The 20,054-nt window shown below is 72.6% G+C and carries 13 protein-coding genes and 1 pseudogene; 5 read left to right on the forward strand and 9 right to left on the reverse strand.

The features are described from left to right. Positions 1–1,503, reverse strand: a pseudogene (locus ACWF9Z_RS28395) (polymorphic toxin-type HINT domain-containing protein); the annotation flags it as partial. Between the two features lie 388 nt (positions 1,504–1,891). Here ACWF9Z_RS28395 and ACWF9Z_RS28400 point away from each other — a divergent pair. Further along, positions 1,892–6,223 (forward strand): ricin-type beta-trefoil lectin domain protein, encoded by a 4,332-nt coding sequence (locus tag ACWF9Z_RS28400; protein ID WP_453606447.1) that lies wholly within the window; start codon positions 1,892–1,894, stop codon positions 6,221–6,223. A 125-nt stretch (positions 6,224–6,348) separates the two neighbouring features. Here ACWF9Z_RS28400 and ACWF9Z_RS28405 read toward each other — a convergent pair whose 3' ends face one another. The 3 genes from ACWF9Z_RS28405 to ACWF9Z_RS28415 all read right to left on the reverse strand — a co-directional run bounded on the left by ACWF9Z_RS28405 (position 6,349) and on the right by ACWF9Z_RS28415 (position 10,014). Then, complete coding sequence (locus ACWF9Z_RS28405; RefSeq protein ID WP_453606449.1) at positions 6,349–8,319, reverse strand: DUF5107 domain-containing protein; 1,971 nt, start codon at positions 8,317–8,319, stop codon at positions 6,349–6,351. Positions 8,320–8,534: 215 nt separating this feature from the next. Then, positions 8,535–9,434: an arginase family protein gene (locus ACWF9Z_RS28410; RefSeq protein ID WP_453606451.1), complete on the reverse strand. Its 900-nt coding sequence runs from the start codon at positions 9,432–9,434 to the stop codon at positions 8,535–8,537. Positions 9,435–9,438: 4 nt separating this feature from the next. Next, complete coding sequence (locus ACWF9Z_RS28415; RefSeq protein ID WP_453606453.1) at positions 9,439–10,014, reverse strand: GNAT family N-acetyltransferase; 576 nt, start codon at positions 10,012–10,014, stop codon at positions 9,439–9,441. A gap of 41 nt (positions 10,015–10,055) precedes the next feature. Here ACWF9Z_RS28415 and ACWF9Z_RS28420 point away from each other — a divergent pair, with 41 nt between their 5' ends. After that, on the forward strand, positions 10,056–10,763 hold the full coding sequence (locus ACWF9Z_RS28420) for a hypothetical protein (protein ID WP_453606580.1): 708 nt from the start codon (positions 10,056–10,058) through the stop codon (positions 10,761–10,763). Positions 10,764–10,766: 3 nt separating this feature from the next. On the opposite strand, the gene ACWF9Z_RS28425 is transcribed toward ACWF9Z_RS28420, so the two are convergent. The 4 genes from ACWF9Z_RS28425 to ACWF9Z_RS28440 form a co-directional block, all read right to left on the reverse strand. Next, complete coding sequence (locus ACWF9Z_RS28425; RefSeq protein WP_453606455.1) at positions 10,767–12,926, reverse strand: dipeptidyl-peptidase 5; 2,160 nt, start codon at positions 12,924–12,926, stop codon at positions 10,767–10,769. Next, positions 12,926–14,278 carry a M20/M25/M40 family metallo-hydrolase gene (locus ACWF9Z_RS28430; RefSeq protein WP_453606457.1) on the reverse strand — a complete coding sequence of 451 codons (1,353 nt, stop codon included), beginning with the start codon at positions 14,276–14,278 and terminating at the stop codon, positions 12,926–12,928. The genes ACWF9Z_RS28425 and ACWF9Z_RS28430 overlap by 1 nt, the downstream gene beginning before the upstream one ends. 1 nt (position 14,279) lies before the next feature. Next, a complete protein-coding gene (locus ACWF9Z_RS28435) occupies positions 14,280–15,113 on the reverse strand; it encodes a M55 family metallopeptidase (RefSeq protein ID WP_453606459.1) in 834 nt (277 codons plus the stop codon). Between the two features lie 230 nt (positions 15,114–15,343). Next, a complete protein-coding gene (locus ACWF9Z_RS28440; protein ID WP_453606461.1) occupies positions 15,344–15,787 on the reverse strand; it encodes an SRPBCC family protein in 444 nt (147 codons plus the stop codon). 192 nt (positions 15,788–15,979) lie between these two features. Here ACWF9Z_RS28440 and ACWF9Z_RS28445 point away from each other — a divergent pair, with 192 nt between their 5' ends. From ACWF9Z_RS28445 to ACWF9Z_RS28455, 3 genes are all read left to right on the forward strand, one after another. Beyond that, complete coding sequence (locus ACWF9Z_RS28445) at positions 15,980–17,098, forward strand: Rv2578c family radical SAM protein (protein ID WP_453606462.1); 1,119 nt, start codon at positions 15,980–15,982, stop codon at positions 17,096–17,098. A 178-nt stretch (positions 17,099–17,276) separates the two neighbouring features. After that, on the forward strand, positions 17,277–18,860 hold the full coding sequence (locus ACWF9Z_RS28450) for an alpha/beta hydrolase (protein WP_453606464.1): 1,584 nt from the start codon (positions 17,277–17,279) through the stop codon (positions 18,858–18,860). 82 nt (positions 18,861–18,942) lie between these two features. Further along, the gene (locus tag ACWF9Z_RS28455) at positions 18,943–19,350 is read left to right on the forward strand and encodes a RidA family protein (protein WP_453606466.1); all 408 of its coding nucleotides are present in this window, start codon (positions 18,943–18,945) and stop codon (positions 19,348–19,350) included. Positions 19,351–19,381: 31 nt separating this feature from the next. Here the strand turns inward: ACWF9Z_RS28455 and ACWF9Z_RS28460 are convergent, their stop codons facing one another. After that, positions 19,382–19,939, reverse strand: coding sequence for a HEAT repeat domain-containing protein (locus tag ACWF9Z_RS28460; protein ID WP_453606467.1), 558 nt, complete (start codon positions 19,937–19,939; stop codon positions 19,382–19,384). Between the last annotated feature and the right edge of the window lie 115 nt (positions 19,940–20,054).

Here is a 20,054-nt window from a genome sequence, read left to right on the forward strand (position 1 = left end):
GTAGTTGTCCTCCTGCTCGTAGCGGTAGGTCACCAGGTTCTGGTGCGGGTCCACGACGTAGTCGAGGTTCCACTGCCAGCCCAGCTGCTGCCACGAACCGTTGCCAGGGGTGTCAGCGCCCAGGCACTTGTCCTGACCGCTGTTGAAGTACACCGGGACCGTCGAAACCGACTTGGCTTCGGGGTCCGTACCGTCACCGCCCGGGAGACGGTTGGCGCCGAAGTAGTACTGGGTGCCGTCGGTCGTGGTGACCTTGAAACCCTCACCCTTCCACGCAGCGTTGCGCTGCCCGGTCAGACGCTCGATCTTCGTGCCGTCCTCACCCTGCAGGTGATAGACACACGTCGCGTCGTCCCGGACGATCTGACCCGCGTGACCCGCCAGACTCAACGACAGGATGTCACCCGCCCAGCACTCGTCACCCGACTCCGCGATCCCCGCATCCTTACAGCCCTTGTAAGAACGCGAGATCGAACCCGGACTCCAGTCCCAGCCCTCACCAAAACCCGACGCCTGCGCGTTCGTCGACGCCGTACGGCCATCGATCGAAGACGAGTCGTAGGCCAGGCCCACATCCGGCCCGGCGCCCGCGATCGACGACGGGACCTCCACCGTGTAGCCATAAGTGAAGTTCGCCGCGTTCGAACCCGCCTGCCAAGAAGCGGAAGGAAGCAACGGGGTCGCGGTGAAGTCACCCGACGCACCCGACGGACCCGGCTCGACCGCAAGCGCCACCGCCTGCGGCGCCATCACCTGCGGAGCCGACGCAAGCGCCGACTTCGTACCCGAGGGCGACTTCAAGCTGCTCGCGGCCGGAGCCGCCGACTTGGGCGGGTCGATCTCGGCTACCAGCCGGCCCGACGCATCCCGATGCGAGGCAACCGGGGTACGGGCCGTGCAACCCGCGGCACCGGGTGTCGTCAGGGCGCAGCCCGGAAGCTGCACCACGCGTGCGCGGTCGCCCCAGTTCGCACCGGCGGTCTTCGACCACGCCGACACGTCGAAACCGACCTGCACCTTGCCCGAAGCAGCAGAACCCGCGGCGTCGGTGAGGGCGACGAGCGCACCCTCGACACCCGCCGCACGCGTCTTCGCCTCGTCCTTCACCTCCACCCGCAGCGAACCCTCACCGGAACCGCTGCTACCGGAAGGGGCGATCGCGAGTTCGGAAAGCTTCGTGGAAGCCTTTGAGCCTGACCGAGCGGACAGCCAGACCGGCAGCTCACCGGCCCGAACAGCCTTTGCATCAGCGACAGTTGTGAATTCGCTAGTAGAAACAAGTGGAACGGTTGCGGAGCCGGCGGGAGCCTTGGCCTTCGCGTCCAGTGACCACGGCTTGCTCGCGGGCGCTTTCGCGCCGGTGGGCTTGGCATTGGAGCCCTTGACGGGCTTGGTCTGCGGGAGCGCCGTCTTCGGCGGCACCCACACCTTCGGCGGCTTCGCCGCCGCTTCGGCCGCGGGCAAGCCCAGGCCGGAGATGAGCACCGCTAGCACGGCGACCATCGCTACACGTGGCCGTTTCGCGCGCACGCGCGAAAACGAGCCACCCTGACGAGACAACAAAATCCCCCCACAGGGAAAGAGGTGGAGCGGTCCGGCCCCGGTCGGGTCCAGATCCAGCGCACCTTAAGGAGAGGAAGATCGCCGCGTACAGACTTTCCTTAACATCCGCTTACATGATCAATGTCACCTGGTGGGCAATCTGATGCTTCGTAGTGCTTACCGGACATACAGAACCTAGAAAATGTTGACGTATTTGCGATTAGCAAGGATCGTGCGCGTGACCTTCGTTCACCAACGCACATAGCGAGGACCTCTGTCCATGAGGCCAACTTCTTCATCTCACCCCGGGCCGGGGTTCCTCCGTCGGCGACGGGCATCCGCGGCTGCGATGCTGCCCGTAGTCGGCGCGGCGGTGTTGTCGCTCGGAGCCGGGCTTCTCACCGCCCCGAACGCCTTCGCCTCGAACGGGCCGGCCAGCCACGACTGGCCTGCCCCCACCCGCAGGCCTGAGCTCACTGCCGAGCAGAAGGCCGTCGAGGCCGCGCTGGCTCAGGCTAAGAGCATGGGCAAGCGGGTGGCCGTTGACCACTTGGCGACCGGCAACTCGCAGACATTCGCCAACCCCGGCGGCACGCTCACGGTGGATGCGGCCTCGGCTCCGGAGCGGGTGAAGCAGAAGGACGGGGCCTGGCGGGCGATCGACACCACGCTGCAGGTCAACGCCGACGGCACCATATCCCCGGCTGTGGTCCCCTCCCCCCTGAGCCTTTCCGGTGGCGGAACCGGCCCGATGGCGACGATGACCACGGGCGATGGAAAGAAGCTGGCCGTCAAGGCGCCCTTCACGCTGCCCAAGCCCACGCTCGACGGCAACGACGCGCTCTACAAGAACGTCCTGCCCGATGTCGACCTGCGCCTGACCGCCACCCAGCTCGGCGGCTGGAGCCAGGTCCTGATCGTCCACACCGCCCAGGCGGCCGCCAACCCGGCCCTGGCGAAGATCCGCCTCGACGTCGACGCCCAAGGTCTCACCACCTCCGCCGACGCCGCCGGAAACATCTCCTTCAAGGACGCCCAGGGCAAGGTCCGTTTCACCAGCCCCACCTCCTTCATGTGGGACTCGGCGACGGCGGCCGCCCCTCAGGCGGCGGTTCCGCAGAGCGGCGCGAAGAGCAGCAAGTCCGCTGGCGTGAGCGGTGCGGACACCGCCCCACAGGCAGATCCCGCTGTCCCCGCCGCTGACGCGGCCCTCACCTCCAGCGCCGACGGCCCCGGTGGCGGCGCCAACGTGAAGCCGATCGGCATCAAGGCCGACGCCACGGGTATCGAGCTGACCCCCGATGCCTCCGTTCTCGGCCAGGGCACCGGCCCGTGGTACATCGACCCCGGGGTCAGCCCCGCCGTGGACAACACCAACCAGGCCTGGTCGCAGGTCCAGGAGGCGTACCCGGACACCAATGAGTTCAACGGGACCTCGAACGGCCAGAACACCCCGGCCTCGGGCTACTGCGGTTACTCGACGTGTACGAGGAAGGGGCGTGAGCGGGCCTACTTCCAGATCGGCATCAACTCCGCCATCTACGGCACCGAGGTCCTTGACGCGCGCTTCTACGCCACCGTCGTCTCTTCCTCCAGCCCCAGCACGGCCACTCCGATGGGCCTGTACCTCACGCCGTCGGGGATCAGCAGCCCTACGAGCTGGGACAGGCAGCCCTGCGACAAGAACTCGCGCATGGGCGGCTGCACCAAGATCGGTGGCGCCACGATCTCAGGCACAGGTGAGATCCAGTACGACGTCACCGCGCAGATGAGGACCCACGCCTCCAACCGGTCCTCGACCATCACCTTCGGCCTCGCGCCGGACGACGAGTACAACATGTACTACCGGCAGCGGTTCAGCAACGCCCCCCACATCGTGGTCACCTACGACACCGCCCCCAGCATCTGGAACCCGCGGACCAGCCCCACCCCCGGCTTCGCCGACGCGGGCGCCTATTCCGTCTGCACGACCCCCGGTGTGGCCAAGCCCTGGGACAACCCGGGCTGGATCGGCGCGAACACCAGCGTCATCCTCCGCTCTGCCACCAACTCGACATCCGGCCGCCTGCTCCAGACGACTTTCCAGGTCTGGGACGACGATGCCGCCGGTGCCACCACGTGGCACCAGACCGGATGGAACGGCTCCTCCGGCGACGCAGCCATCGATATCGGCGCGACGATTGACGGCCACCAGTACGGCTGGACCTCCCGCACCACGGACGGGACCCTGACCAGCCCCGAGACCAGCTGGTGCTTCTTCCGCGTCGACCGGACCCCACCGTCCGCATCGGTCGCCTCGACCGACTTCCCGCTCTCCGGCACCACCGGCGGTCACCCCAAACGTGTGGGCGAGGAGGGCACCTTCACGCTCGCCGGAGCGGACAACCTTCCGCTCGGCGCCGGCGCCGGCACCCGTAGCTCCGGCCTGGCCTGCGCCCGCTGGACCACGGACCCGGTCAAGGCGGCTTCCGACTGGAACTGCACGGACTCCGACCCGCAGATCATCAAGACCTTCACCGACGGCAAGGCGACCGTCAAGTACACCCCGCGGGCCTGGGGCACGAACTACCTCTACCTCCAGACGCAGGACAACGCGGGCAACATGTCCCAGCCCGTCGTCCACAGCTTCTACGTCCCGTCGAACCCGAACAGCCCGGCCCCGATCTTCGGCGACATCAACGGTGACAAGAAGGCCGACGTCGTCCTCGCCGACTCCGCCGGCAACATCCGCCAGATCAACGGCGGCGCCGACCCCGCCGCCTCCGCCGTCGCCCTCGCCCGCTCCAGCGTGAGCGGCAACGGCTGGAACGGCATCCAGCTCACCCACCGCGGCAATCTCAACGACAAGCTCGTCGACGACCTCCTCGCCCACGAACCCGGCAAGCCCAAGCTCTACATCTTCACCAACAACGGCACCGGACTCGTCGACAGCCAAACCCCCACCAGCGTGCCCAAGCCCACCAGCTGCGCCACCCCGGACTTCACCACCATCGCCTGCCCCGACTACGGCTTCGGCGGCGACTGGTCCAAGGTCACCCAGATCGCCGCCTACGGCTCCGTCACCGGCGACAGCATCCCTGGGAGTCCCAACTCCCTCCCGCAGACCTCCCTCCTCTGGGTGGAGAACGGACGCTTGTGGCTGGCCCTGCCCAAGATCGAGCCCAACCAGCTCGACTCCCCGGCGATCCTGATCTCCGCCAACGACACCAAGTGGGACTCCTACGAGCTCCTCACCCCGGGCCGCGCCCAGGGCACCAACTTCCCCACCCTGTGGGCCCGCAACAAGACCGACGGCGGCACCCTCCACGCCTTCAGCATCAAGGGCACCGCTGACGCCCCGGACCTCACCGGCTTCACCGACCCGGCCGCCGGCCTCATCACCGGCAAGATCGACCCGGCCCGCTACCCGCGCGTCGGCTCCGACGGCGACCTCGACGGCGACAAGATCCCCGACCTCTGGGCCGTCGACAAGGACCAGCAGCTCGTCTCCTTCAACGGCCTCGGCACCGCACCCAACGGCACCTCGGTCCTCTACCCCACCGTCACCGGCATCGCCCCCGCCTTCACCCTCCAGGGCAGCCTCAACACCCCCACCTACCAGTGGAAGCTGAACACCGGGACCGCCACGACCACCCCCAGCGCCGGCGGCAACAAGAACCCCGCCACCACCACCGGCATCACCTACCCCGCCGCCGAGGCCATCGAGGGCCGCAGCACCTCCTACGCCGCGTTCAACGGCGCCGGGTCCACCATCACCACCACCGGCCCGGGAATCGACACCCGCAAGGACTTCACCATCACCACCTGGGCCAAACACGGGTCGACCAACCCGGGCCCCACGACCAGCATGGTCGTCAGTCAGGACGGCACCCAGAACAGCTCCTTCATGATCTACGGCGACAAGAACACCGGTCAGTGGAGCTTCGCCATGGCCAACGCCCAGGGCGGCGGCTGGCCCTATGACTACACCGCAGTGGCCAACGAGGCCGCCCGGTGGACCCCTGACGCCTGGACCCGCCTGACCGCCGTCTACAAGGCCGACAGCGGTCTGATGAGCCTCTACGTCAACGGTGTTCTCGCCGGCACCGGTCACCACGCGGCGGCCACCGGCCCCGCTCCCAGCGGTCCGATCGTCTTCGGCCGGTACAAGGTCGGCGGAGTCAACTCCGACGTCCTGAACGGCGGCGTCAGCAACTTCGCCGCCTACAACTACGCCGCCGCCCCCACCGCACCCGCCACCGCGGGCCGCATCGCGCTCACAGCGGCACCGGGCACCCCGGGCATCTGCGTGGACAACGACCACTCCGGCACCCAGGACGGCAACAAGATCCAAATTACGGGCTGCAACGGTACCGGCGCGCAGGACTTCGAGGTCCGGGCCGACGGAACCCTCCGGGTCCAGGGCGGATGCGTCAACGCGACCAACGCGGGGACCATCAACACCACCCTGCTCGAGCTGCGGACCTGCGGCGGAACTCCCGCGCAGCAGTTCCTGCCCCGCGCCGACGGTTCCCTCTACAACCCGGCCTCCGGCCGCTGCATCGACGTCGGCAACTTCGACCTCACCCCGGGCCGCCAGCTGTGGCTGTTCGACTGCAACGGCTCCGACGCCCAGCGCTGGACCATCACGGCCCTGGGCACCGCGCCCCTGCCCCTGCCGAGCCTCGACGCGGCCCCCTGACCCACCGGTAGCACCAAGAGCACCGCTACCACGACAGCATGACGACGGCCGTCCCTCCCACCCGGGAGAGGCGGCCGTCGCCGTAGAACCCCGGGGACCGCACGGCAGAGCGGCCGGCCCCCGTCTCAGTCCCCCGGCGGGCGCATGCGGAAGTTGTACTGCGTCGGCAGCGGGCGGTCCGTGAGGGTGGACCAGACCTGCGAGAGGATCTCCTCGCCCTCCCGGAGGTCGGCCAGCTCGAAGTCCTCCTCGAACACCCGTCGGGCCGCCACGACATGGCCCTCCGCCGCCAGCAGCCGGGCCGCCGCCAGGCGGAACCGGCCCTCGTCGCGCAGGGCGGGCCGGAGCCGGTCCCAGACCGCGCGGGCCCGTGCCGGGCGGCCGGCCGCCAGGAGGGCCCCCATCGCCTCGCGGCCCAGCGCCGACTCGGCGGCCAGCCAGGCCGCCCCGCCCCGGCTCTCCTGGGCCAGGTCCTCGAAGGCCTCCGCGTACCGGCGGGCCGCCCGCTCCGGGTCCCCGGCGAGGCCGTCCGCCACCGCCATGCACCTCAGCAGCGGCCACTGCGAGGGCGCCAGCGCCAGCCCGCGCTCCCAGCTGCGCACCGCCTGGGCGATGTCCCCGGCGTGCCACTGCGCGACCCCGAGGTGGTACTCGGTCAGCGGGTCCGCCCGCGCCGTCTCCAGCATGTCCCGCCAGTGCGGGGCGACCAGGCTCGGGCCGGGCGGCGCCACCCGGCGCGGAGCGGGGAAGACCCCGGTGCGCCACAGCTCCAGCCACGGCTCCTGCTCCTCGCCGAGCGTGTCCTCGCCGAACGGGGTGCCGGGCAGCTTGTGGCCCCCGCACACCACCTCCAGCGCGCCCCAGCCGGAGCCAGCCGCCAGCCGCTCCCCCGGCTCGGTGTCGGCGCACGCGCGCCACGCCGCGTAGGCCGCGTCCACGGCCGCGCCGGGCAGCGCCGACTCCAGCGCCGTCCCGGCCGCGCCGCGCGCCGCCGCCCAGTCCTCCCCGTGCACGGCCGCCGGATCCGCGGACAGCGCCCCGTAGGCCTCCAGCCAGCTGTACTCCGCTCCGGCCTCGAGCCGTACGTGCTCCAGCTGGGTCCGGGCCAGCCCGGCCTGGATCTCCGCGTACCCGCCCGTGCCCGGTTCCGTCAGCCAATCCTGCCAGCGCCTGCCGCCCTCGCCCGCACCCCAGACGAAGAGCTTGCGGCCGCGCAGCCGGGCCGTCGACGTCTGTACGAGGCCCTGCCCGTCGGCGTCGAGGGAGGCGATCCAGGGCCGGTGCCCCTCCTGGACCTCGTAGAAGAAGTCGGCCGGGTAGGTGCTGTTCAGCGGGTACGTGCGGTCCGTGCCCTCCCACGCGGGCACGGGGACGCTCCGCAGGGACCGCTCGTACCCGAAGTGCCAGGCCTCGTCGGCCGGGGCCAGGACGCGGGTGCCCGGGCCTTCGGGAACGGCGATGTTGGACCACCAGTACACGGGCGCGGGGCGCTCGTGCGGATTGCGCACGCGGACGCCGACGTAGAGGAACTCCGAGTCCCCGGGGAGCCAGAGGTCCACCTGGAACGGCAGGTCGCGCAGCCGCTCCCACTCCCACAGCCGCACCATCACTCCCCCGTCGGGCGCCGGTACGAGAGCCGCGTGCAGCGGGGCGCAGGACAGGGTGGTGTGGCCGGTGGCGCCGAGGTTCCACTCGATGCCGCCGGAGAACCAGGCACCGTTGAGGGCGAAGTTGGCGGGCTGGAACACCGGGTTGCGGTACAGCAGTTCGCGTCCGGTGGGGACGTGGACGAGCGAGTGGACCCGGCCACCGAGTCCGGGCAGGACGGTGACGCGCAGGTGCGCGTTCTCGATGACGACGGTCTCGAAGTCCCGCTCCGACCGCTGCCGCCGGTACCCGTCCCGGATCCGGACGGGCAGCAGTGAGCGCAGGGGCTCGTACCCGATCTGACGGGCCATGTCGCGCGGCAGGCCCGCGCGCGAACGCTCGTCGAGCACGTGCACGCCGTCCGGCGCGCGGAGGGCGGGCAGCGGGTTCTCGGGTCCCAACGGGGCGGCGGGGAGGGTGAGTACGGAGCGGCTGACGGTGGTGGCCATGGAGAAATGGAACACGCCACGGCGGCCGGTGCACAGGGATTCGCCGGATCACCACCGGTCAGGATTACGCAAAGCCCGTCGTGGCGCGGGCCGGTGGCCGCGCACACGAGCGAGGAGCACGCTCGGCACACCGGCCACGCGGACCTGCTGCGCGAGCGCGACGACGGCGCGATCGGGTCTGGGGCGGGCGCACCCGCCCACCCCCGGAGCCGCTCCTACGCGAACGTCCCGGCCACCAGGTCCGCGAGCAGGGCTCCCGCCCGTCCCTCCGGGTCCAGATCCGGGTCGTACGTGGTGACGTCGAGGCCCACGCAGCGCGGCGAGCTGATCAAGACGCCGAGGAGTTCCGCGAGTTCGTCCGGGATCAGCCCACCGGGGTCCGGACTGTCGACGGCCGGCATCACCGACGGGTCCAGGGCGTCGGCGTCCAGATGGACCCAGAATCCGGCGGTGGCCGGCGGCTGCAGCCCGGTCAGGGCCGTGCGCGCCACCGGCCCGGCGCCCCGGTCGCGGATCGCCGCGACGGTGGCGGCGAAGATCCCGGCGGCGCGCAGCTCGACGAGGTCCGGGTCCCCGTCGCGCAGCCCGAAGAGCCGTACGTCCTCGTCGCGGACGTAGGGCGCCAGCCCCTCCAGGTTCGCCAGGGCGGCCTGGCCGCGCCCGGTGGCGAGGGCCGGTTCCTCACCGCCCGCCGCCCCGACGGGCCCGTTCACGGCCTCGTTGCCGGGGTGGCGGAAGTCGGCGGAGCCGTCGATCGCGGCGATCCCGTAGCGCCCGAGGCGGCGCATGGCGAGCGCGGCGCCCAGCTGGATGGAGCGGTCGCCGCCGAGCACGACGGGGAACTCCCCGTCCCGCAGGTGACGTTCGATGCGGTCGGCGAGGGTGACGGTGTACGCGGCGAGGGGCCCGGCGTGGAACACGCCGTCGCCCTCCTTCCAGTCGCCCGGGTCGTAGCGCGGCGGGACGACGACTCCGCCCTCGCGCGCGCCGAGCCGGGCGAGGAGGCCCTGTTCCCGCAGGGCGCCGGCCAGTTTGTAGACGCCCGGTACGGAGCCCGGTGCGGGCGGCCGGAGCCCGAGGTTGGACGGCGCGTCGAGGAGCACGAGGGTTCGCATGGTCTCATCCTGTGTGATGCCGGGCCGCGGGACGAGGCATTTCGGCCGTGATCGCCCAGCGTTCGTGGTCCCGCCAGGCCCCGTCGACGTGGAGGAAGTCAGGCGAGAGTCCCTCCAGGCGGAACCCGCGCCCGCGCACGAGGGCGCTCGAGGAGGTGTTCGCGGGCTGGATGTTGGCCTCGAGCCGGTGCAGGTCCAGCCCGTCCTCGGCGAAGGCGTGGCCGATGACCAGATCGAGCCCCTCGCCGAGCAGCCCGCGCCCCGCCGCGTGCGCGAAGGCCCCGTACCCGAGGGCCCCGCACCGGAAGGCGCCGCGCACGATGTCGTTGACGTTGACGAACCCGGCGATGGCCCCGCTGTTGCGTTCACAGACCAGGAACCCGGCCCTGCGGCCGTCGGCCTCCTGTGCGAGCCGGGCCGCGTAGGGCTCGTACTCCTTGATCGTGGCGGGCGGGAACAGCCACGGCCGGTGCAGCTCGCGGCTCTCGTGCACCCGGGCGGTGAACTCGGGTCCGTCGGCGGTCCGGAAGGGGCGCAGGCCGACCCGCTCCCCTTCCGCGAGGTACGTGGGATAAGCCATCGCCCCAGGCTAGTGCCGCGTGGCAGGATCTCCGGGTGATCATCACCCCGAACACCGAAGAACTCCTCCTCGCGGCCGCGCACAACAACGCCGCGTGGTGCGCCGCGGTCAGCCGCGACGGCGAGTTCACCGCAGAGGCGTGGGTCAGCGCGCGCCGGACCCCGCTCTACTACCCGGACGCCGTGGCCCTCACCCGGGACACCGACGCGGCCGCGCTCGTCGCCGGGATCGACACCGCCTCGCCGGGTGCCTCGGTCAAGGACAGCTTCGCCGCGCTCGATCTGGCTCCGGCCGGTTTCGAGGTGCTCTTCGGAGCCCAGTGGATCCACCGCCCGGCGGGCGCTCCCCCCGCGGCCCCGGCTCTGGAGTGGGCCCCCGTCGCCGGTCCCGCGGAGCTGGACGCGTGGGAGAGGGCCTGGGACGGCGAGAAGAGCACCGGCCTGTTCCCTCCGGGCCTCCTGACCGACCACGACGGGGACATCGCCTTCCTCGCGGGCCGGGACGCCGAGGGGCGGATCCTCGCCGGGGCCGCCGCCAACCGCACCGGGGAGGTCGTCGGCGTCTCCAACGTGTTCTCCGTCGACGGGACCCCGGACGAGGAGGCCTGGGCGGGCGCGCTGGCCCTGGTCTCCTCGCTCTGGCCCGGCCTCACGGTCGTCGGCTACGAGTCCGGCGACGACCTCGACACGGCGCTGCGCCAGGGCTTCACCGCCATCGGCCCGCTCCGCGTCTGGGTCCACACCGGCTGAGCGTCACGGCTCCAGGGGGAGCAACGGCACGTCCGGGCGCTCGAACCCGAACACCTGCGCGTACAGGGACAGTTCCGCTTCCAGCGCCCGGACCATGGTGTCCGCCCGCCGGAAACCGTGCCCCTCTCCCTCGAAGGCCACGTAGGCGTGCGGTACCGACCGTCCGCGCATCGCGGCGAGCAGCCGCTGCGCCTGCGCCGGCGGGCAGACCGGGTCGTCCAGGCCCTGGAGCAGGACGAACGGTGCGGTGATGCGGTCGGCGCGGGCCACCGGGGAGCGCTCACGGCTGCGCAGCGCCAGGGTCTGCGGCGGTCCGGCGAGGCCGTCGACGTAGCGGGACTCCAGGTCGTGGGTCTCCTCGGCGAAGCCGAGCAGCTCCAGCACCGGGTAGATGACCGCGGCGCAGGCGTAGAGGTCGGTGGCGGCCAGTGAGGCCGCCGCCGTCCAGCCGCCCGCGCTGGCGCCGCGGATCGCGAGCCGGTCCCGGTCGGCGGTGCCCTCGGCGGCCAGTCCGCGCGCCACAGCCGCGCAGTCCTCGACGTCGACGACGCCCCACTGCTCGCGCAGCCGCTCCCGGTAGGCGCGTCCGTAGCCGGTGGATCCGCCGTAGTTGACCTCGACGACGCCGATGCCCCGCGAGGTGAAGTAGGCGATGTTCAGGTCGAGTACGGGTGGCACGTGGTCGGTGGGACCGCCGTGCGCCCACACCACGTACGGGGGGAGCTCGTCGGCCCGTGCCCGCAGGACGGGGTGGTGCGGCGGGTAGACGTGGGCGTGGATCAGGCGGCCGCCCTGACCGTGGAAGGTCCTGCTCTGCGGCTCGGGGTAGTAGGCCGGGTCGGCCCGCCCGACGCGGTCCGCGCGGTCCGCCCCGGCCCTGTGGTCCGCTCCGGCCCTGCGGTCCGTCGCGGCCTCGGCGTCCGTCCCCGAGGGGCCGCGGCCGCCCACCGGCCGGGCGTGTCCGGTGACGGTGTCCAGCTCCACCACCTCGTAGGCGCTGCGGGGGCTGGCCGCGACCCCGTAGACCCGGCTGCCGATGACGGCGAGCGTGGGCTGCCAGGCCGTCCACGGCCCGGCGGCGTCCACCAGGTCCCCGCTCTCCGGGTCGAGCACGCCGAGCACCGAGGAGCCCTGGCCGTGCAGGACGGCGACGAGCCCTCCCCCGGAGCCCCCGGCCTGCGGGGCGCCCCCGGGGAGCGCGGCGATCCACCGCAGCCCGGGCTTCCAGAGCGGCCCGCCGAACTCCTCTTCCCGGTGGCACAGGTTGACGGCCCATCCGGTCTGCGGGTCCACCCGGTACGGGTTCCACCAGCCACCCCGGTCGCTCACCGCGAGGAGGCTCCCGTCGGAGGCCCACTCGATCTGCGCGACGGCCTCGTCGGGTCCACCGAGTACGGTCCGCGGCCGCGCGAGCCGGCCGTCCTCGGTGACCTCGGCCAGCCTGAGCTCCGTGCCGTCCCACGGCATCCGCGGGTGATCCCACACCAGCCAGGCCGCCTGCCGTCCGTCCGGGGAGAGCCGGGGGCCGGTGGTGAAGCGGTACCGGTCGTCGGTCAGCTCCCGCACCCGCGACCGGTCCTCGGCGGCGGACCCGTCCAGGGGTACGGCGGCCAGGACGCGGCGCACATCGGTCGGTCCGGGCCCGGTGAACTCCTCCAGTACGCACCAGACCTCGTCGCCGCGCAGCACGGGGTCGGCCCAGCGCAGCCCGCCGCCGACCGCCGAGACGGGGGTCAGCGGGCGGGGGCCGGAGCCGCCGGGTCCGCGGTGGCCGTCCCCGCCGCCGTGGCCGCCCGGTCCGCCCCCTCCCTCCGGCGCGTCCGGCGCGTCCGGCGCGTAGGCGTACAGCCGCTGGTCGGCGAAGTGCACGAACACCACCAGCGGCCCCCCGGCGGGCCGGACGGTGCCGGCCCAGGGCAGGCCGCCGTACTCGGTGACCCGGCTGCGGACGTTCCAGGGCGCGGGCAGCACGGAGGTCACGGGTCCGCCGCCGGCCGGCCGGCGGACCAGGGTGCGGCGGCCGCCTTCGGCAGGCCGGGGCTCGGTCCACCACACCTCGGGGCCGACGGCGCCCACGTACTCGGGCCGCCCGTCGAGGGAGGCGGCGAGCGCCGCGTCGATGGGCGAGGGCCAGCTGCCGTAGGGGGCCGTCCGGACCTCCATCACAGGGTGCGCAGCGCGTGGTCGAGGACGCGCACGCCGAAGTGCAGGGCGTCGACGGGGACCCGCTCGTCCACGCCGTGGAAGAGGGACCAGTAGTCGAAGCCGGGCGGCAGCTTGAGCGGGGAGAACCCGTATCCGGTGATGCCGAGGCGGGAGAACTGCTTGGCGTCGGTGCCGCCCGCCATGCAGAAGGGGACCACGTGCCCTTCCGGGTCGAACTTCTCGACGGACTCGCGCAGGACCGCGTACGTCCGCCCGTCCACGGGGGCTTCGAGGGCCACCTCGCGGTGGTGGAACTCCCACCGCACGTCGGGGCCGGTGAGCGCGTCGAGGGTGGCGGCGAACTCCTCCTCGCCACCGGGCAGGATGCGCCCGTCCACGTAGGCGGTGGCGGTGCCGGGAACGACGTTGAGCTTGTAACCGGCCTGCAGCATGGTCGGGTTGGCGCTGTTGCGGACGGTCGCCTCGACGAGGGCGGCGGCCGGGCCGAGCGAGCGCAGGACCCCGTCGAGGTCGAAGCCGGGGGCGCGGGGGTCCACCGACATCCCCTGGAGGGCGGCCAGTTCGGTGAGGCAGGCGGTCACGGTGTCGGTGAGGCGGACCGGCCACCGGTGCTCGCCGATCCGGGCCACGGCCGCGGCGAGCCGGCTGACGGCGTTGGCCCGGTTGGGCTTGGATCCGTGTCCGACGGTGCCGGTCGCCGTCAACTTCAGCCAGGCGGTGCCGCGTTCACCGGCGGCGATCGGATAGAGGGACTGGTCCGGCCCCGTGTGCACGGTGAAGGCTCCGGACTCGCCGATGCCTTCGGTACAGCCTTCGAAGAGGTGCGGGTGGTGGTCGGCGAGGAAGCCGGACCCGTCGACCGCGCTGTCCTCCTCGTCGGCGGTGTAGGCGATGACGATGTCCCGGCGCGGTCGCACACCGGCCCGCGCCCAGGCCCGTACGACGGCCAGCACCATCGCGTCCGTGTTCTTCATGTCGACGGCGCCGCGGCCCCAGACCACCCCGTCCCGGATCTCTCCCGAGAAGGGGTCCACGGTCCAGTCGGCGGCCTCGGCGGGGACCACGTCGAGGTGGCCGTGGACCAGGAGGGCGGGGGCCGCGGGGTCGGTGCCCGCGATCCGGGCCACCACGTTGGTGCGGCCGGGCGTCCGCTCCAGCAGCTTCGGCTCGAGGCCGACGGCCGCCAGCCGCTCGGCGACGTACTCGGCGGCGGGACGCTCCCGGCAGTCGCCGCCGCCGCGGTTGGTGGTGTCGATCCGGATCAGCCCGGAGGTGAACTCGACGACCTCCTCGAGCGCCGTCGGGTCGACCGGGGACTCCAGGACCGAGCCGGGACTGGGGTCGGACATGTCATCCATACTGCTCCTCCACCGCTGCCGAGACGATCGTCGTGACCGCCTTGAAGGTCCGGATCCCCTCGTACATGGTCGCGCTGGTGTACACGACCTTGCGCTCGCCCGACGGGGCGACGCCGGGAACCACCGTGGCGGCCATCGCCAGGTGTGCGGCGTCGAACTCCACCTCTACCGTGAACGGCCCCGCGCGTAACGGTTCGTGACGGACCGCCAGCCCCGCGGCGGCCTTGGCGGCGGCCCGGATGTCCGCGGCCGTGCGGGTGGGGGTGCGGCACACGGCGGCGTAGCGCGAGACGTGGTCCTTGACGGCGACGGTCATCGCGTCCGGGGCGTAGCCGGCGGCGTCGACGCAGGTCAGGTCGTCTCCGGTGACGAGGACGACCGGGACCCCGTACTCGGCGACCACGTGGGCGTTGAGGACCCCCTCGCTCGCCCGGGTCCCGTTCAGCCAGACGCCGGTGATGGAGTTGGCGAGGTAGGTGTGGGCGAGGACCCCTTCCGCGCCGGCGCCCGTGTGGTAGCCGACGAAGGCGATGCCGTCCACGTCCCCGTGCTGGACGCCTTCGACCATGGAGAGGGACTTGTGCCGGCCGGTGAGCATCTCGACGCGCTCGTCGAGCTGCTCCAGCAGCAGGTTGCGCATGGTCCAGTGGGCCTCGTTGACGAGGACCTGGTCGGCGCCGCCGTCGTAGAAGCCGAGTGCGGCGGCGTTCACATCGGAGGTGAACATCGACCGGCAGCGTTCCCACTGAGGCGTCCCGGGCAGCACGTCGGCAGGCCAGGTGACGCCGGTGGCGCCTTCCATGTCGGCGGAGATGAGGATCTTCATCGGGCCCCCGGGCGGTAGGTAGCGCTCAGGCCCCCACCCTAACCGCCCGGACCCCACGGGTCCCGGGGCCACGCCAGAGCGCTCCGCTGCCGCGCCGGGCCGGGTCCACGACCCCGGTCCGCTCCCGGTTCGGCCCCGCTCGCCCCTGCGGCCCGGCCGCGGCGGCGCGGGTCGCCCGGTTCACCCGATCCGGTGAGGCCGCGTCCCGGCCCCACCGGCAACGCCCTTGTTCAGCGCTTGACTTCGGCGGCCAGATTGTCGAGCAGGGTGTCATAGATCCGCGCCAGGCCCTTGGGCGCGAAGGTGCGCTCGAAGAAGCCGCCGATACCGCCCGCGCCGTTCCACACGGTGGTGACGACGGCCCTGGACTTGCCCTCGCCGGCCGGGGTGACCGTCCAGGTGGTGACCATGGAGGAGTTGCGGTCCTTCTCCACCAGCTGGCCGTCGGTCGGCTCGCTGACCTCGAGCAGGCAGTCGCGGACCCGCTTGCTGGTGGCCTGGAGCTTCCAGTGGACGAGGGTGCCGTCGCCGTCGCCGCCCTCGCGCACCTCGTACTCGCTGAAGTGCTCGGGCAGCAGCTTCCCCCGGGTGCCGGCGTAGTCGGCCAGCGCGTCGAACACGGTCTCCGCGTCGGCCTCGATGATCCGCTCCGTGGTGGCCTCGACCTGCGCCATGGCTGTTCCTCCAGCAGTTGTGTCCGTCGTCGCGGCAAGCCAACCACCTCCGGGGCGGGGGCCCAAATCCGGGCCGGACGGGGCAGCGGACGCCGACGAGGAGGGCGCCGTCCGGCAGCGCGGTCCCCGCCACGCACGATCATGGGAACATTTGTTCTATTCTCGGCTCAGAGCTACCGAGGGAGGCGCACCATGCGCTGGGACAATCTGAGCGACGGAGCAGACGGAGCGGACGGAGCAGACGGAGCGGACGGACCGGACAAGGCGAAGGGCGGCGGGCTCGGCCGCGGGCACGACGGCGCCGGACCCACGGGTCCCGCCGCGCTCTTCGGGACCGGCGCCGTCGTGACCCGCACCTTCGACACCCCCGAGTTCCGCGGGATCACCTTCCACGAGATCCGCGCCCGCTCGATCCTCAACCGGGTCCCCGGCGCCTCGCGGATGCCGTTCGAATGGACCGTGAACCCGTACCGGGGCTGCAGCCACGCATGTGTCTACTGTTTCGCGCGCAAGACGCACAGCTACCTCGATCTCGACACCGGCATCGACTTCGACTCCCAGATCGTCGTCAAGACCAACGCCCCCGAGCTGCTGCGCCGCGAACTCGGCTCATCCCGCTGGACCGGCGCGCACGTCGCGATGGGCACCAACGTCGACTGCTACCAGCGCGCCGAGGGCCGCTACCGCCTCATGCCCGGGATCATCGGGGCGCTGCGCGAGCGCGCCAACCCCTTCTCCATCCTCACCAAGGGCACCCTGATCCTGCGCGACCTCGCCCTCCTCCAGGAGGCGGCCGCCGTCGCCGACGTCGGGATCTCGGTCTCCGTCGGCTTCACCGACACCGCCCTGTGGCGCACCGTGGAACCCGGCACCCCTTCGCCCGCCGCCCGGCTGCACGCCGTGCGCACCCTCACCGACGCCGGCATCGAGTGCGGGGTGCTGATGGCCCCGGTGATCCCCTTCCTCGGCGACTCCCCGGAGCAGCTGCGGGACACCGTCCGGGCCGTCGCCGCCTCGGGCGCGACCTCCGTGACACCCCTGGTGCTCCATCTGAGGCCCGGCGCCCGCGAGTGGTTCACGGCCTGGCTGGGCGAGCACCATCCCCACCTGGTCGGGCGGTACGAGCGGATGTACGCGGGCGGCTCGTACGCGCCCACCTGGTACCAGCGCGCGATCACCCGCCAAGTCCACGAGCTCGCGGCCGAATTCGGCATCGGTCCCGGCGGACGCGGGCCCGCCCGCCGGGTCGTGGTCCCGGAGCGGCCGGCCGGACCCCCGTCCGCCGGGCCGACCCAGCTGAGCCTGCTCTGAGCCCGCGCTGAGGCCAGTCCGGGCCCGCCCTGAGCCCGCTCCGGGCCTCCCGAAGCCCTCCGTTCGACCGTACGACCGACTGAAAGGTCATCACATCGGGCCAATCGGCCGCCCAATCCCCCCTTCCGAGCGCAGGTTCCGGGACGATTCCGCCCAGAACCCTCGGCTGGGAGGCCCCATGAGCGCCACGATCCGTCCACTCCTGAAGAAGCGGGCCGCCGTCCTGCTGGCGGTCACCACCGTCGCCGCCGCGCTCGCGAGCCCGGTCACGGCCGCCGCACCGTCCGCGCCCGCGCCCTCGGCCGCGCCCGCGGCCCTGCGGTGGTCGAACTGCGCGACCTCCCGCTATCCGACGCTCCAGTGCGCCTCGCTCAAGGTCCCCCTCGACCACGACCGCCCCGACGGCCGGCAGATCGCACTCGCCCTGACCCGGGTCCCCCACACGGCCGCCCGCTCCCAGGGCCCGCTGCTCGTCAACCCGGGCGGTCCCGGCGGCAGCGGCCGCACCCTGGCCGGGTACATCGCCGCCGCGCTGCCCAAGGACGTGGCGGCCCAGTACGACGTGATCGGCTTCGACCCCCGGGGCGTCGGCAAGAGCGAGCCCGTCCTGGACTGCGGCGCCGGGCACTTCACGCCCGTGCGGCCCGATTCCGTACCCGTGGACGCGGAGACCGAGCGGGCCAACCTGGAGCGGGTGAAGTCCTTCGCCGAGTCCTGCCAGACCAAGCACGCGGACGTGCTCCCGTACATCGGCACGGTCTCGGCCGCCCGTGACCTCGAGGTGCTGCGCGCCGCCCTGCGCGCGGACAAGCTCAGCTACTTCGGCTACTCCTACGGCACCTACCTGGGCGCGGTGTACGCCAAGCTGCACCCCGACCGGATCCACCGCCTGGTCCTCGACTCGGTCGTCGACCCGGCCGGGGTCTGGTACGAGGACAACCTCGCGCAGGACCAGGCCTTCGACGCCCGCCACAAGTCCTTCCTGGCGTGGGTGGCCCAGTACGACTCCACGTACCACCTGGGCACCGATCCCTCCGCGGTCGAGACCCGCTGGTACGCGATGCGCTCCGCGCTGCGCGCGACCCCCGCGGGCGCCAAGGTGGGTCCGGCCGAGCTGGAGGACACCTTCATGCCGGGCGGCTACTTCAACGGCTACTGGCCCCACCTCGCCGCGGCCTTCTCCGCGTACGCCGTGGAGGGCGACCCGAAGCCGCTGGTCGCGGCGTACGAGAAGTTCGGCGCGGTGGAGCCGTCGGCGGGCAACAGCTACAGCGTGTACACGGCGGTGCAGTGCCGTGACTCGGCCTGGCCGAAGGACTGGAACCAGTGGCGCGCGGACATGTGGCGCACGCACGCCAAGGCGCCCTTCATGACCTGGAACAACGCCTGGTACAACGCTCCGTGCGCGTTCTGGCCGGCCGAGTCGCTCGAGGCCCCGGACGTCACGAACACCGCCCTCCCGCAGGCGCTCCTCTTCCAGGCGACGGAGGACGCGGCGACCCCGTACGAGGGTGCGGTGAGCATGCGGCGCAAGCTCGCGGGATCGGCGCTGGTGGTCGAGGAGGGCGGCGGCAACCACGGCATCGCGCTCAGCGGCAACAAGTGCCTGGACGAGAAGCTCGGTTCGTACCTGCTGACGGGCAAGGCCACGGACGCCGTCTGCCCCGCCCAGCCGGCCCCCAAGCCCATCCCGGCGACCCGCGCGGTCCCGGCGTCCGCGGGCGGCGCGGCGCTGCACGGCCTGCTGGGCTTCCGGGGCTAGACGCTCCGGGGAGCGACGCGAAGGGGAGCGGATCCAGGGGGCGGGCGGTGCCCGCCGGTCCACGCCGGGCAGAATCGCGGCCATGACAGCCAACAGCCACCTCACCCGGATCTCCGCTCCCGAGGGCGTCGCCGCCGGTACCGGATACAGCCACGTCGTCTGGGGCACCGGAAGGTTCGTCGCCGTGTCCGGGCAGTGCGCCTTCGACGAGAAGGGCGAGGTGGTCGGAGCCGGCGACGCCGCCGCCCAGGCCCGGCAGGTCTTCGAGAACCTGCGGCGGTGCCTGGCGGCGGCCGGGGCGACCTTCGACGACGTGGTCAAGCTGACCTACTTCGTCACCGACGTGGCCGACCTGCCGGCGGTACGCGAGGCCCGCGACGCGGTGATCGCCCCCGACCGGCTGCCGGCCTCCTCGGCCGTCCAGGTGGCTGCGCTGTTCCGGCCCGAACTGCTCCTGGAGATCGAGGCGTTCGCCGTGGTCCCGGCGTAGCCAGGTGCCCGGTCGCGGGGAGCGGGACGGTCTAGCCGGGTTCCAGCCCCCGCAGGGCCGCCGTCGCCGCCACGGCGAGCCGGGGGTGGGACTGCGCCCGGGTCAGGACCTCCCGGGCGCGCTGGTCCGCCAGCGCGCCCAGCCCCTCCACGCACGCCAGCGCCACCCGCCAGTACGGGTCGTTCGGCGCGAGCAGCCTCGCCAGGGTGCGGATCAGGGCCGGCGCCGACTCCGGGGCGCGCAGCGCCGCCAGCAGCCGGACGGGGTGCAGGGCGTAGGCCGTGCGCAGTTCGTTGGTCGCGAGCGCGGCCGCCGCGCGGGCGGTGCGCGGGTCCCCGAGGACGGCCAGCGCCTGCGCGGCGGCCTCGCAGCGCGGCGGGTCCCGGTGGTTGAGGAGCAGGACGAGCGATTCGAAGGCCCGCCGGTCGCCGGCCAGGCCGAGCCGGTAGGCGGCCAGCTCGCGGGCCCACAGCGGCCGTCCGGACTCGGTCAGGGAGGCCGCCAGGGCGTCCGGGCCGGCCGCGAGCAGCGCCTCGTACTCCGGCGCCCGCGAGGCCTCCGCCCGCAGGCGCTCCAACACGTCGTTCACGCGGCCACCCTAGGGGGCCGCGGCGGGCGCCGCGCCCGGGGGCCGCCCAGCGGGTGTTCGATGTTAGTTTATAGGGCTAATTTGTGGGGACAGGGGCAAAAAACCCGCGCAGGCG

The organism is Streptomyces sp. NPDC054961 (genome assembly GCF_053609145.1).